Annotated in this window: 12 protein-coding genes; all 12 read right to left on the reverse strand. The window is 72.4% G+C overall.

Annotated elements, in window-relative coordinates; all coding sequences use genetic code 11:
* A partial coding sequence (locus ACFWEG_RS24180) for a hypothetical protein (protein WP_387218827.1) occupies positions 1–230 on the reverse strand: 230 nt, incomplete at its 3' end.
* Between the two features lie 233 nt (positions 231–463).
* Positions 464–1,243 (reverse strand): TIGR03936 family radical SAM-associated protein, encoded by a 780-nt coding sequence (locus tag ACFWEG_RS24185; RefSeq protein ID WP_387218830.1) that lies wholly within the window; start codon positions 1,241–1,243, stop codon positions 464–466.
* Positions 1,244–1,404: 161 nt separating this feature from the next.
* Positions 1,405–3,330, reverse strand: coding sequence for a TIGR03960 family B12-binding radical SAM protein (locus ACFWEG_RS24190; RefSeq protein WP_387218833.1), 1,926 nt, complete (start codon positions 3,328–3,330; stop codon positions 1,405–1,407).
* 80 nt (positions 3,331–3,410) lie between these two features.
* On the reverse strand, positions 3,411–5,021 hold the full coding sequence (locus tag ACFWEG_RS24195) for a CHAD domain-containing protein (protein ID WP_387218836.1): 1,611 nt from the start codon (positions 5,019–5,021) through the stop codon (positions 3,411–3,413).
* Between the two features lie 92 nt (positions 5,022–5,113).
* On the reverse strand, positions 5,114–6,313 hold the full coding sequence (gene rodA, locus ACFWEG_RS24200) for a rod shape-determining protein RodA (RefSeq protein WP_387218839.1): 1,200 nt from the start codon (positions 6,311–6,313) through the stop codon (positions 5,114–5,116).
* 3 nt (positions 6,314–6,316) lie between these two features.
* Positions 6,317–8,491, reverse strand: a complete 2,175-nt coding sequence (gene mrdA, locus ACFWEG_RS24205; RefSeq protein ID WP_387218842.1) for a penicillin-binding protein 2 — start codon at positions 8,489–8,491, stop codon at positions 6,317–6,319.
* Entirely contained in the window at positions 8,488–9,162 is a 675-nt protein-coding gene (gene mreD / locus ACFWEG_RS24210; protein WP_387218844.1) for a rod shape-determining protein MreD, read from the reverse strand. Before mreD ends, mrdA begins: the two co-directional genes overlap by 4 nt.
* Before the next feature lie 31 nt (positions 9,163–9,193).
* Positions 9,194–10,177, reverse strand: coding sequence for a rod shape-determining protein MreC (gene mreC, locus ACFWEG_RS24215; RefSeq protein ID WP_387218847.1), 984 nt, complete (start codon positions 10,175–10,177; stop codon positions 9,194–9,196).
* A 141-nt stretch (positions 10,178–10,318) separates the two neighbouring features.
* Positions 10,319–11,338, reverse strand: a complete 1,020-nt coding sequence (locus ACFWEG_RS24220) for a rod shape-determining protein (RefSeq protein ID WP_387218849.1) — start codon at positions 11,336–11,338, stop codon at positions 10,319–10,321.
* 296 nt (positions 11,339–11,634) lie between these two features.
* On the reverse strand, positions 11,635–12,048 hold the full coding sequence (gene ndk / locus ACFWEG_RS24225; RefSeq protein WP_387218851.1) for a nucleoside-diphosphate kinase: 414 nt from the start codon (positions 12,046–12,048) through the stop codon (positions 11,635–11,637).
* A gap of 223 nt (positions 12,049–12,271) precedes the next feature.
* Positions 12,272–12,634, reverse strand: coding sequence for a DUF4233 domain-containing protein (locus tag ACFWEG_RS24230; protein ID WP_387218854.1), 363 nt, complete (start codon positions 12,632–12,634; stop codon positions 12,272–12,274).
* Between the two features lie 4 nt (positions 12,635–12,638).
* The gene (locus ACFWEG_RS24235) at positions 12,639–14,159 is read right to left on the reverse strand and encodes a bifunctional folylpolyglutamate synthase/dihydrofolate synthase (RefSeq protein WP_387218857.1); all 1,521 of its coding nucleotides are present in this window, start codon (positions 14,157–14,159) and stop codon (positions 12,639–12,641) included.
* Positions 14,160–14,353 lie beyond the last annotated feature (194 nt).

Raw genomic sequence — 14,353 nt, forward strand, 5'->3', positions numbered from 1 at the left:
TCCACGAAGTCCCCCGGCCGCGGGGGGGGGGCGCGCCCGCCGCCGCCGCGCGGGGGGGCGGGCCGGGCGGCGGGGGCGGCGGGCGCCGCGGCGGCGGCCGCGCCCCCGGGGGGACCGGCCGGCCGGGACGCCGCGCGGCGACGGCGGCGCGGGGGCAGCGTGTCGCTGGGGGACACCCCGTCGTTCTTGTTGTTGTCGGAACCCTCGTTGGGCTCGGTTGCTTCGAGCATGCGGGCGTTTCTCCCGTCACGCCCCCGGGCGCCGCGCCTGGATCCGGTCCGTCCCGGCCCGCGCGGGATCCGCGGGGCCGTCGTCCGGGGCGCGTGCGCCGCACAGGAGCTGTATGTTTTCGGCCCGCCGGTTCCGTGCGCGGTGCGCACGGCCTGGCGAAAGTCTGATGGGTCGGTGCGCGGCCGGGTTCGGATGGCTGCCGAGGATCCTGGCCTGCGCGGCGACGACCGCCCTAGGCGGAACCGGCCCCGGACGGCTCCGTCGCGGCGGCGGCTCCCGCGGCCTCAAAAGGCTTCGGGTCCGCCTCGCGGTCGGGCGCGAGCGGGTCGGTCACCGTTCCGGTCTCCTCGTCGAAGAGCCCCTGCGCCAGCCTGGTCACCGCAGCGGGGACGGGCGGCGTCAGGTCGGCCACCACGCGAAGGCCGGACAGGACGTCATCGGGTCGGACGGCGGGTGAAGCGTGCCGTACCACCAGGCGCAGTATCGCACAGGGGCCCGGCCGCGGCCTATCGGCCGGGGTATCGGCCACGGTCAGCGCGGCGACGGCGCCCCGCGCGTCGAAGGTCCGCATGCCGTTCTTCGCGCGGCGCTCGACCTCCACGACCGGCGCGGCAAGGAACGCCTCGACGGCCTTCGCGGCGTCCGCCGGCTCCACGCCGTCGAGCCGCAGCTCCCACACGGAGGCGGTCAGCCGGTCGGCGAGACCCGACGTACGGGCCTCCACCGCGTCCACGATGTCCAGGCCCTGCGGCATCGACGCGTCGAGCAGGCCGCGCAGCGTCTCGGGGTCCCGGTGCGCGGTGAGCGCGATCTCCAGGTACTCGGCCTCGCTGCCGGTGCCCGTCGGCGCCGCGTTCGCGTAACTCACCTTCGGGTGCGGGGTGAACCCGGCCGAGTACGCCATCGGCACCTCGGCCCGGCGCAGCGCCCGCTCGAACGCGCGCTGGAAGTCGCGGTGGCTCGTGAACCGAAGGCGTCCGCGCTTGGTGTACCGCAGACGGATCCGCTGCACCGCCGGGGCGGGCGGCGGTCCCTCGGGCTGTCGCTTCGGCAGTGTTCCTTCTCCTCAGTGCGGGCCGACACGCTCCCGCGCGCCAAGCCGTTCGTCGATACCCAGGGTACGCGGGCCTCCCGCGCACCCCGGGGGCGTCACCGGCGGTGACGGCTGCCGGGCTACTTCACCACGGACAGCGGCAGCAGCTTCTTGCCGGTGGGGCCGATCTGGATGGAGGTGTCCATCTGCGGGCACACGCCGCAGTCGAAGCACGGGGTCCAGCGGCAGTCGTCGACCTCGGTCTCGTCGAGGGCGTCCTGCCAGTCCTCCCAGAGCCAGTCCTTGTCGAGGCCGGAGTCGAGGTGGTCCCAGGGGAGGACCTCCTCGTAGGTGCGCTCGCGGGTGGTGTACCAGTCGACGTCGATGCCGAAGTCGGGGAGGGTCTTCGCCGCCGCCGCCATCCAGCGGTCGTAGGAGAAGTACTCGCGCCAGCCGTCGAAGCGGCCGCCGCCCTCGTAGACCGCGCGGATGACGGCCGCGGTGCGGCGGTCGCCGCGGGAGAGCAGGCCCTCGACGATGCCGGGCTTGCCGTCGTGGTAGCGGAAGCCGATGGAGCGGCCGTACTTCTTGTCGCCGCGGATCTTGTCGCGCAGCTTGGTGAGCCGGGCGTCGGTCTCCTCGGCGGAGAGCTGCGGGGCCCACTGGAAGGGCGTGTGCGGCTTGGGCACGAAGCCGCCGATGGAGACGGTGCAGCGGATGTCGTTCTGCCCGGAGACCTTGCGGCCCTCGGCGATGACGCGGGTGGCCATGTCGGCGATCTGCAGGACGTCGTCGTCGGTCTCGGTGGGCAGACCGCACATGAAGTACAGCTTCACCTGCCGCCAGCCGTTGCCGTACGCGGTGGAGACGGTCCGGATCAGGTCGTCCTCGGAGACCATCTTGTTGATGACCTTGCGGATGCGCTCGCTGCCGCCCTCGGGGGCGAAGGTGAGGCCCGAGCGGCGGCCGTTGCGGGTCAGCTCGTTGGCGAGGTCGATGTTGAAGGCGTCGACGCGGGTGGACGGCAGGGAGAGGCCGATCTTGTCCTCCTCGTACCGGTCCGCGAGGCCCTTGGCGATGTCGCCGATCTCGGTGTGGTCGGCGGAGGAGAGCGAGAGCAGGCCGACCTCCTCGAATCCGGTCGCGGCGAGGCCCTTCTCCACCATGTCGCCGATGCCGGTGATGCTTCGCTCCCGCACGGGGCGCGTGATCATGCCGGCCTGGCAGAAGCGGCAGCCGCGGGTGCAGCCGCGGAAGATCTCCACGGACATCCGCTCGTGGACGGTCTCGGCGAGCGGCACCAGCGGCTGCTTGGGGTAGGGCCACTCGTCGAGGTCCATGACGGTGTGCTTGGAGACCCGCCACGGCACGCCGGAGCGGTTGGGGACGACGCGGGAGATCCGGCCGTCGGGCAGGTACTCGACGTCGTAGAAGCCGGGGACGTAGACGCCGCCGGTCTTCGCAAGCCGGAGCAGGACCTCCTCGCGGCCGCCCGGGCGGCCCTCCGCCTTCCAGGCGCGGACGATGTCGGTGATCTCCAGGACGGCCTGCTCGCCGTCGCCGATGACCGCGCAGTCGATGAACTCGGCGATCGGCTCCGGGTTGAACGCCGCGTGCCCGCCGGCCACCACGATGGGGTGGTCGACGGTGCGGTCCGCGGCGGCCAGCGGGATGCCCGCGAGGTCGAGCGCGGTGAGCATGTTCGTGTACCCGAGCTCGGTGGAGAAGCTGAGCCCGAACAGGTCGAACGCGCCGACGGGGCGGTGCGCGTCGACGGTGAACTGCGGCACGCCGTGCTCGCGCATGAGCGCTTCCAGGTCCGGCCACACGCTGTACGTGCGCTCGGCGAGGACGCCCTCGCGCTCGTTGAGCACCTCGTACAGGATCATGACGCCCTGGTTGGGCAGTCCGACCTCGTACGCGTCGGGGTACATGAGCGCCCAGCGGACGTCGCAGCTCTCCCAGGGTTTGACGGTGGAGTTGAGCTCACCGCCGACGTACTGGATCGGCTTCTGCACATGCGGGAGCAGGGCTTCGAGCTGCGGGAAGACGGACTCGGCAGACATCTAGCACTTCCGTGGAGTGGCAGGGGTGACCCTCAAGCCTAACCCGCCACGGAGGTCCGCCGAGCCCGCCGCCGGAACGCTCAGGAGCCGAGCGCCCTGCGCAGCCCGTCCCGGGAGGCCTCCGCCCAGACCGCGGGCAGCGCGCGTTCCTGCTCGCTCGCGCTCTCGTGCTCGCGCCCGTACAGCAGGCCCCAGACGAACGCGTTCTCGCCGGCCGCGTGCGCCTCGACCGCGATCTCGCGCAGGGTGTCGCGGGCGACGACGCTGTCCTGGTGCTCGCCGAGGAGCTTCTGCACCCGCTTGACGGCCTTGCCGAACCGCTGGGCGGGTCGGCCGAGCGCGGGGCGGGCGGCCTCGGCGGCGTAGCGGAGCCGCTTGGCGGCCTTGCGGGCCTCGTGGAGGGCGATGTCCCGCTCGGGTCCGGGGTCGAGGGCGAGGGCGGCCTCGACGCGGGCGGCGAGCCGGTCGAAGTCCTTCCGCACGACGCCGGGCAGCTGCTTCGCGGCGGGTTTGGCGGCCCGGGGCGTGAGCGGCGGCTCGGTGAGGAGCGCGTCGAGGGCGTCGAGCAGCTCCAGGTAGCGGGGGCTGTCGAGCGCGGCGAGGGTGCGGGCGCGGGCGTCGGTGGCGCGGTCGGCGGACCAGACGGTGAGCCGGGCGCTCGCCGGGCCGAGCAGGAGGGTGTCGTCGACGTCGTCGAGGGCGCCGCGGAGCCGCTCGGTGAGCACCTCCCGGTCGCGGTCGACGCCGAGTTCGCCGGCGAGCCACTTCAGCTCGTCGCCGATCGGGTCGGTGACCTCGCGGTCGAGGAAGCGGCGGGCGGTCTTGAACGCGCTGCGGGCCCGGCGGGTGGCGACCCGGAGCTGGTGGACGGCGTCGGGGAGGTCCTGGCGGACGGCGGGGTCCTGGGTGAGGATCGCGTCGCGCTGGGCGCGGAGGTAGGCGAGGACGTGGGCGCCGGCGGTGTCGCCGTCGGCCGGGGCCTCGGGGTGGGGGGCGGGGCCGCCGCCGGTCTCGGTGAGGGCGCGGGCGAGCTTGGAGGCGGCGGGGGCCTCGCTCAGCCCGGCCTTGCGGAGCCTCTTGTCGAGCTTCGCGAGCACCGCGGGGTCGACGCCGTCGGCGAGCTCGACCTCGATCTCGGTCCAGGCGGCGCTCCCGGCCTCGACCTCGGAGCCGTCCGACCCGCCGGACCCCTCGGACCCTTCGGACGCGCCGGAACCGCCGGCTCCGTCCGCGCCGCCCGCCCCGTCCGCCGGGTGCAGCCGTGTGGCGAGCACCTCGTCGACGCTCAGCTCGGCGATCGCCGCACCCTCCGCGTCGAGCAGCTCGTGCAGCCGCCGCGAGGACAGTATCCGCACGACGGGCCGCAGTTCGGCCTCGCGGATCCGGGCGCGGACGAGGCCGGCGAGCTCGTCGGGGACGGTGTCGGCGAGCGGGGCGTGGACCTCGTCGCGGACGCCGTCGCCGACGGGGAGCTTGAGGTGCCAGCCGGCCTCGTCGTCGCCGGTGCGGCGGCGCAGGGTGATCTTCGCCGCGGCGAGCCGGAGGTCGGGGGTGTCGTGGTAGACGGCGTCGAGTTCGACGGTGCCGCGGTCGCGGGTCTCCGCGATCCCGGCGGCGCCGGTCAGGTCGGGGGGCGTGGCGCCCGGGTCGGCTGCGTACTTCCGCTCGATCTCGCGCTTGGTGTCCGCCATGGCTCCGAACTTAGTCATCGAGGGCCGGGAGAAGAAAGAGGAGGGACCGGGCGGTGGTCCGCCCGGTCCCTCGGTACCCCGATCGCGGGTGCTCAGGCCTTCAGGGGCCGCTGCACCTTGATCGACTGCAGGAGGCCCACCGCGATCCAGACGGCGAACATCGAGGAGCCGCCGTAGGAGACGAACGGCAGCGGGAGGCCGGCGACGGGCATGATCCCGAGGGTCATGCCGATGTTCTCGAAGGACTGGAACGCGAACCAGGCGATGATCCCGGCCGCGACGATCGTCCCGTAGAGCTCGGTGGAGTCGCGGGCGATGCGGCAGGCGCGCCAGAGGATGACGCCGAGCAGGAGGAGGATGGTGATCCCGCCGACGAAGCCGAGCTCCTCCCCCGCGACGGTGAAGACGAAGTCGGTCTGCTGCTCGGGGACGAACTGGCCGGTGGTCTGCGAGCCGTTGGTGAGGCCGGTGCCGGTCAGGCCGCCGGAGCCGATGGCGATACGGGCCTGGTTGGTGTTGTAGCCGACGCCGGCCGGGTCGAGCTCGGGGTTGGCGAAGGCGGCGAAGCGGTTGATCTGGTACTCGTCGAGGACGCCGAGCCACCACACCAGGAGCGCTCCGGCGACGCCGGCGCTGAGCAGCCCGAACATCCAGCGGTTGGACGCCCCGGAGGCCAGCAGCACGCCGAGCACGATGACGGCCATGACCATGACCGAGCCGAGGTCGGGCATGAGCATCACGATGGCCATCGGCAGGACCGCGAGGCCGAGCGCCTGGAGGACGGTGCGGTGGTCGGGGTGCTCGCGGTCGCCCGCGTCGACGCGGGCGGCGAGGAGCATCGCCATGCCGAGGATGATCGTGATCTTCACGAACTCCGAGGGCTGGAGGGAGAACCCGCCGCCGATGACGATCCAGGCGTGCGCCCCGTTGATGGTGGTGCCGAGCGGGGTGAGGACGGCGAGGATCAGCAGCACCGACAGCCCGTAGAGGAACGGGACCGCGCCGCGCAGGGTGCGGTGGCCGAGCCAGACGGTGCCGGCCATCAGGGCGAGGCCGATGCCGGTGTTGAGGGCGTGCCGCAGCAGGAAGTAGTACGGGTCGCCGTGGGTGAGGTCGGTGCGGTTGCGGGTGGCGGACCACACGAGCGCGGTGCCGAGCACGGACAGGGCGATCGCGGAGAGCAGTATGGGCCAGTCGAGCCGGCGGACGACGGAGTCGCGGGCGAAGAGCTTGGCCCAGGTGCCGCGCTCGGGACCGTAGCGGCCGATGTTGAAGCCGTGCGTTCCGGCCATGCGTCAGTCCCGCCTTCCGGGGGCGACGGGGGCGCCGCCGGCGAGGGTCTGGGCGGGCGGGGCCTCCTTCGGCGGCTTGTAGGGGCTGATCTTCGGCGGGTCGATGGACCCGTCGGGCTCGATCTTCGGGAGGTCCTTCTGCGGCTTGGGCAGCAGGGCCTTCTTCAGGTTCTGCTTGCCCTGCATGTCCAGGCCGTACATCGCGTTGTAGATGTTGCGGACGGCCGGGCCGGAGGCGCCGGAGCCGGTGCCGCCCTGGGCGATGGTCATGACGACGGAGTAGTCGCGGGTGTAGGTGGCGAACCAGGACGTGGTCTGCTTGCCGTAGACCTCGGCGGTGCCGGTCTTGGCGTGCATGGGGATCTTGTCCTGCGGCCAGCCGCCGAAGCGCCAGGCGGCGGTGCCGCGGGTGGCGACGCCGGCGAGGGCGCCGTCCATGAGCTTGCGGGTGGCCTGGTTCATGGGGAGCCTCCCGGCCGCCCTGGGGCTGATCTCCTCGGTGCGGCGGCCGTCGCCGCTGATGACGGCCTTGCCGACGGTGGGGTGGTACATGGTGCCGCCGTTGGACAGCGCCCCGTAGATGACGGCCATCTGGATGGGGGTGACGAGGGTGTCGCCCTGGCCGATGGAGTAGTTGACGGAGTCACCGGCGCGCATCTTCATGCCTTCGAGGCAGTTCTCGTAGGCGATCTTCTCGACGTAGTCGCCGTTGCGGTCGCCCTGCTTGCACCAGCCGTCCTTGTTGGCGGCCCAGTAGTCCTTCTTCCACTGCCGGTCGGGGACGCGGCCGGGGACCTCGTTGGGGAGGTCGATGCCGGTCTCCTTGCCGAGGCCGAACTGGCGGGCGGTCTTGTAGAACCAGTCCTTGGGGTTCTTCTTCGGGCTGTTCCCGCCGTCCTTCTGCCACTCCTTGTGGGACAGGGCGTAGTAGACGGTGTCGCAGGAGACCTCGAGCGCGCGGCCGAGGGTGATGGAGCCGTGCCCCTGGGACTCGAAGTTCTTGAAGACCTGGCCGCCGATCGAGTACGAGCTGGGGCAGGGGTAGTTGGCGTCGAAGTCGTAGCCGGCGTTGACGGCGGCGGCGGTGGGGATGACCTTGAAGATGGAGCCGGGGGCGGCCTGGCCCTGGATGGCCCGGTTCAGGAGCGGGAAGTTCGAGGACTTCCCGGTCATCCGCTTGTACTCCTTGGGGTCGATCCCGCCGACCCAGGCGTTCGGGTCGTAGGTCGGGTTGGACGCCATGGCGACGATCCGGCCGGTCTTGGCCTCCATGACGACGACGGCGCCTGAGTCGGCCTCGTAGCGGCGGTTGGTGTTGCGGTCCATCTCCTTGCGGGCCGTCTTCATCGCCTTGTCGAGCTCGTACTCGGCGACGGCCTGCACGCGGGCGTCGATGGAGGTGACGACGTTGGCGCCGGGGCGGGTGGGGTCGGACTCCGACTCGCCCATGACCCGGCCGAGCTTGTCGACCTCGTAGCGGGTGACGCCGGCCTTGCCGCGCAGCTGCTTGTCGTAGGTGCGCTCGAGGCCGGAGCGGCCGATCTGGTCGGAGCGCAGGAACGGCGAGTCGGTGTCCTGGGCCTTGGTGATCTCCTCGTCGGTGACCGGGGAGAGGTAGCCGAGGACCTGGGCGGTGTTGGCCTTGCCGGGGGCGGCGTAGCGGCGGACGGCGGTGGGCTCGGCGGTGATGCCGGGGAACTCCTCGGCCCGCTCGCGGATCTGGAGGGCCTGCTTGGCGGTGGCCTCGTCGGTGATGGGGATCGGCTGGTAAGGAGAACCGTTCCAGCAGGGCTGCGGGGTCTCGGCGTTGCAGAGCCGGACCTTCATCCGCACGTCCTCGGCCTTCATCCCGAGCACGGCGGCGAGCCGGGTGAGGACGCCGACGCCGTCGTCCTTCATCTTCATCAGGTCGGTGCGGGAGGCGGAGACGACGAGCCGGGTCTCGTTGTCGGCGAGCGCGACGCCGCGGGCGTCGAGGATCGAGCCGCGGACGGCGGGCTGGACGACCTGCTGGACGTGGTTGCCGCTGGCCTCGGCCGCGTACTCCTGGCCGTTGCGGATCTGGAGGTACCAGAGCCGGCCGCCCAGGGTCAGCAGCAGGGAGAGGACGAGGATCTGCAGGACGACCAGCCGGATCTGGACCCTGGGCGTGCGCCCGGTCTCGGGGATGTTGGTCACAGTCGCTTGACCCCCTTGATGCGGCCGGCGCGGGCGGCGCGGTTCTTGGCGGCCTTCATGCGCAGGCCGCCGCGGGGGGCGCCGACGCGCAGCCCGGTGCCGCCGGCGGTCATCCAGCCGGTGGCGACGTCGGCGGCGCGCGGGGAGGCGGCGGGTTCGGCGAGCGGGTCGTGCTCGGAGCGTCTGGCGAGCCACATCACGCCGGGCACGACGAACGGGGCGAGCAGCAGGTCGTAGAGGGCGGCGGTGAACACGAGCCCGACGAGCCCGACGTGGCGGGCGGCGGTGTCGCCGACGAGCGCGCCGACGCCCGCGTAGAGCAGGGTCGAGCCGACGGCGGCGGACGCCACGACGACCATCGGTCCCACGGCCGTGCGCGGCTGCCCGCTCTCCGGCTTGGCGAGTCCGGCGAGGTAGCCGATGACGCACAGGACGAGCGCGTAGCGCCCGGCGGCGTGGTCGGCGGGCGGGGCGAGGTCGGCGAGCAGCCCGGCCCCGAAGCCGATGAGCGCCCCGCCGACGTGGCCGTAGACCAGGGCGAGTCCGAGGACGGTGAGCAGCAGCAGGTCGGGGACGGCCCCCGGCAGCTGGAGCCGGGCGAGGACGGAGACCTGGAGGACGAGGGCGACGACGACCAGGGAGGTCGAGAGCAGCAGCCGGTTGAAGCGCATGCCGGCTCCTCCTTAACTTCGCTTGCTGAGCTTACGGAGTGGGGGTGGCGCCGGCGGCGGACGGCGCCGGGGAGGCGTCACCGGCGGTGCCGGCGGCGGCGGACGGCGAGGGGGTGGCGGTGACGGTGACCGTCGGCGCGGGCCTGGGCTTGGCGGGCTTCTGCGGCAGCACCATGTCGCGGGGGTCCTCGCGCGGCGCCTGGACGACGACGCCGACGACGTCGAGCTTGCTGAAGCCGACGTAGGGCTCGACGAGGACGGTGCGGGTGAGGTCGCCGCCGGCGGGGTCGACGCGGACGATCCGGCCGACGGGGACGCCGGGGACGAACGGCTTGTCGCCCTGGGAGCCGAAGGTGACGAGCCGGTCGCCTTCCCTCACCTTGGCCTTGCCGTTGAGGAGCTGGACGGACAGCGGGCGGTCGCCCTGGCCGGTGGCGAAGCCGAGCTCGTCGGTCTTCTCCAGGCGGGTGCCGACGGTGAAGTCGGGGTCGCTGGCGAGCAGCACGGTCGCGGTGCCGGCGCCGACGGTGGTGACGCGGCCGACGAGGCCCTCGCCGTTGAGGACGGTCATGTCGCGCTTGATGCCGTCCTTGGCGCCGGCGTCGATGGTGACGGTCCAGGAGAAGCCCTGGGCGGCGCCGATCGCGATGACCTGGGCGCCCTTGATGCCGTACTGGCCGGCGGCGGCGCCGCGGAGCATGGTGTCGAGCTGGCGGATGCGGCTGCGGTTGCGGTCGTCGCTGCCGAGCTCGGCCTTGAGGGCCGCGTTCTCCTGCTGGAGCGCGGCCAGCTTGTCGTGGCGGTCGCCGGAGTCCTTGACGGCGCCGATGGCGTTGCCGACCGGGTCGACGACGCTCGCCATGCCCTCCTCGACCGGCCCGAAGAAGGAGGCGGCGGCCTGCCGGGTCCCGTCGACGGGCGAGTCCTCCCCGCCCCGGATGTCCACCGTGATCAGTGCGAACGCGATGGCTACCAGCAGCACCAGGAGCAGCCGGCTTTCTCGTGTGTCCCTCACGTGCGGCGGCCGTGCCTTCCTCGGAGTTCAAGCGTCGGATGGGGGTACAGGGGCAGGTGTTCGGTTGTGGGGCGGGTCATGTGGCGAGCCGCCGCACGGAAGGAGGCAGGATTCCGTACGGCGGCTCGGTGACGCTTCGCGTCATCTGCGCGGCTGGGCGTCCAGGACCTGCTGGAGCGCCTCGAACTCCTCCACGCACTTGCCGGAGCCGAGGGCGACGGAGTCCAGCGGGTTCTCCGCGATGTGGATCGGCATGCCCGTCTCGCGGCGCAGCCGCTCGTCGAGGCCGCGCAGGAGCGCGCCGCCGCCGGTGAGCACGATGCCGCGGTCCATGACGTCGCCGGAGAGCTCCGGCGGGCACTTGTCGAGGGTGGTCTTGACCGCGTCGACGATCGCGTTGACCGGCTCCTCGATCGCCTTGCGGACCTCGGCGGCCGAGATCACGACGGTCTTGGGCAGCCCGGAGACCAGGTCGCGGCCGCGGATCTCGGTGTGCTCGTCCTGGTCGAGGTCGTAAGCGGAACCGATGGTGATCTTGATGGACTCCGCGGTCCGCTCACCGAGGAGGAGGCTGTACTCCTTCTTGATGTGCTGGATGATCGCGTTGTCCAGCTCGTCGCCGGCGACCCGGATGGACTGGGCGGTGACGATGCCGCCGAGGGAGATCACGGCGACCTCGGTGGTGCCGCCGCCGATGTCGACGACCATGTTGCCGGTCGCCTCGTGGACCGGGAGGCCCGAGCCGATCGCGGCGGCCATCGGCTCCTCGATGATGTGCACCTGGCGGGCGCCGGCCTGCGTCGAGGCCTCGATCACGGCGCGGCGCTCGACGCCGGTGATGCCGCTGGGCACGCAGACCACGACCCGCGGGCGGGCCAGGTAGCGGCGCTTGTGGATCTTGAGGATGAAGTAGCGGAGCATCCGCTCGGTGATCTCGAAGTCGGCGATCACGCCGTCCTTCAGGGGGCGCACGGCGACGATGTTGCCCGGGGTGCGCCCGATCATCTTCTTCGCCTCGGAGCCCACCGCGAGGATGCCGCCGGTGTTGGTGTTGATGGCGACGACGGACGGCTCGTTGAGGACGATGCCCCGGCCCCTGACGTACACCAGCGTGTTGGCGGTCCCGAGGTCGACAGCCATGTCACGGCCGATGAACGACATTGTTTTCCCCATGAGGATGCGTCGGGCCTTCCTGGGTCGAGCTTTGACGGCTTTTCAGGGCGGCGATGCGGGAAGTGGAGGCGTCTTCGGACCATCGTAGTCACGCATCCGGTATCCCGGCGCGAGGGTCCTTCGCCATTGTCAACAGAACACCGCCCCGCCACCCGCAATGGTGACGTCGTGTCGCCGTTCCGGCTTCCCCGTTCTCGGCCTTCCATGCCGGGAGGCGATCACTTTTTTCTGATCGCCTCCCAGGTCAGCGGCCCGGAGGGGCCTGTGGGCGAGGGTTCGCGCGATCAGCTCAGGCCGGGAAAGAAGATCTTCAGTTCGCGCGTGGCGGACTCCTCGGAATCCGATGCGTGGATCAGGTTCTCCCGGGTGACGGTGCCGAAGTCGCCGCGGATGCTGCCGGGGGCGGCGGCGATCGGGTCGGTCGGTCCGGCGAGCGCGCGGACGCCCTCGATGACCCGCTCGCCCTCGACCACGAGCGCGACGACCGGGCCCGAGGACATGAACGCGACCAGCGGCTCGTAGAACGGCTTGCCCTGGTGCTCGCCGTAGTGCTGCTCCAGCGTCTCCAGGTCCAGGGTGCGCAGCTCGAGGGCGGTGATCGTCCAGTCCGCCTTGCGCTCGATCCGCCCGATGACCTCGCCGACCAGACCGCGGCGTACGGTGTCGGGCTTGAGCAGGACGAGGGTGCGCTGGGTCATGTGCGGGGCTCCTTGGAGACGGTCTGCTGCGGTGGCCCGAGGCTACAGGGAGTCACCTCCGCCCCCGCGCGCGGCCCCGTGTCCGGCACCACCCCGCCCCGCCCGGAGCCCCGAGCCGCGCCGGTGCGCGGCGGCGGGACCACACCGGACGACGACGCCGGGCCGCGGACACCGGACGACGGCGCCGAGTCGTGCGGCAGCGGCCGCGAGGGCGCCGCCGGGCTCAGCCGGCCTGGGCCTCGCCCTCCGCGGCCTGGGCCTGCGCGGCCCAGCGGGCCTTCGTGGCGTCGATCTGGCGGCCGTAGTGGATCGAGCACCACCACAGCGCGGCGAAGGCGATGCCGAGGATGAACATGGCCGGCACGACGAAGCCGCTCAGGATGAGCCCGGCCTGCAGGACCCAGCCGAGCTGGATCGCGCCGGGGCGGCCGAGCATCCCGCAGAGCAGGACGCACAGCGCCATCGCGATGCCGCAGACGGTCCAGACCGTGCCCTGGGACAGGTCCTCGGACTTCATCGCGACGAGGCCGGCGAAGCCGATGACGAAGAACTCGCCGATCAGCGTGGACGAGCAGAGCGTGCGCATCGGGTCAGGACCTTCCCAGGAGCAGCCGGGCCTCGCCGACCGTGATGACGGAACCGGTCACGAGCACCCCGCCGCCGGAGAACTCGCCGTCCTCCTCGGCCAGGGTGATCGCCTCCTCCAGCGCGTCGTCCAGGCGCGGCTCGACGACGACCCGCTCGTCGCCGAAGACCTCGACCGCGATCGCGGCGAGCTCGTCGACGTCCATCGCGCGGAAGCTGGAGTTCCGGGTGATGACGACCTCGGCGAGGATCGGCTCGAACGCCTCCAGGAGGCCGCGGACGTTCTTGTCGCCGCTGGCCCCGACCACGCCGATCAGCTTGCTGAAGCCGAACGCCTCACCGATCGCGTCGGCCGTCGCCCGCGCGCCCGCGGGGTTGTGCGCGGCGTCCAGGACGACGGTCGGCGAGCGGCGCACGACCTCCATCCGGCCGGGCGAGGCGACCGCGGCGAACGCGGTGCGCACGGTGTCGAGGTCGAGCGTCCGGGCGTGGTCGGCGCCGATCCCGAAGAACGCCTCGACGGCGGCGAGGGCGACGGCCGCGTTGTGGGCCTGGTAGGCGCCGTGCAGCGGCAGGAACACGCCCTCGTACTCGCCGCCGAGCCCGCGCAGGGTGAGCAGCTGGCCGCCGACGGCGACCTCGCGGGAGACGACGCCGAACTCCATGCCCTCGCGGGCCACGGTCGCGTCGACCTCAAGGGCCTTCTTCAGGACGACCTGCGCCGCGTCGACCGGCTGCTGGGCGAGGACGACGGTCGCGCCCTGCTTGACGATGCCGGACTTCTCGGTCGCGATCTCGCCGGGCGTCGTGCCGAGCCGGTCGGTGTGGTCGAGGTCGATCGGGGTGATCACCGCGACCGAGCCGTCGATGACGTTGGTCGCGTCCCAGGTGCCGCCCATGCCGACCTCGACGACGGCGACGTCCACCGGGGCGTCGGCGAAGGCGGCGTACGCCATGCCGGTGAGCACCTCGAAGAACGAGAGCCGGTACTCCTGCGCCGCGTCGACCATCTCGACATACGGCTGGATGTCCCGGTAGGTCTCCACGAAGCGCTCGGCGGGGATCGGGACGCCGTCCAGGCTGATCCGCTCGGTGACGGACTGCACGTGCGGGGAGGTGTAGCGGCCGGTGCGCAGGTCGAACGCGCCGAGCAGCGCCTCGATCATGCGGGCGGTGGAGGTCTTGCCGTTGGTGCCGGTGATGTGGATCGAGGGGTAGGCGCGCTGCGGCTCGCCGAGGACGTCCATGAGCGCGGCGATCCGGTCGACGGACGGCTCCAGCTTGGTCTCGCCCCAGCGGGCGGCGAGCTCCGTCTCGACCTCGCGCAGGGCCTTGTCGACCTCGGGGTCCGCGGGGCGGGCGGGCACGTCGTCGCCGACGGGGCCCGACCGGGTGCGCAGGGTGCGGCTGCCGGCCTCGATCACCGCGAGGTCGGGGTCGCGGTCGGTCTCGGCGGCGACGATGTCGGCGAACGCGCCGTCGAGGTCGTCGGGGTCGGGGCTGTCGTTCCGGAAGTGCTCGCTCACCCGGCCAGTCTACGGACTCCCCGCCGCTGCGCGGCGGGGCGAGGGTCCGCCGCTGCGCGGCGGGCGTTCCCGCCCACAGCCGCCCATGACAGTCACCCTCACAGGCGCCGCGGAGCCGAAGCGAAACCGCGTCGCTCCGCGCCGCGGGGGCGGGAGGGGCGGCAGACCGCTCTGCAAAGAGGCGGTCGGGTGGG

Origin of the sequence: Streptomyces sp. NPDC060194, from assembly GCF_042728285.1 — a bacterium.
In the GTDB taxonomy this organism is placed as follows: Bacteria; Actinomycetota; Actinomycetes; order Streptomycetales; family Streptomycetaceae; genus Streptomyces.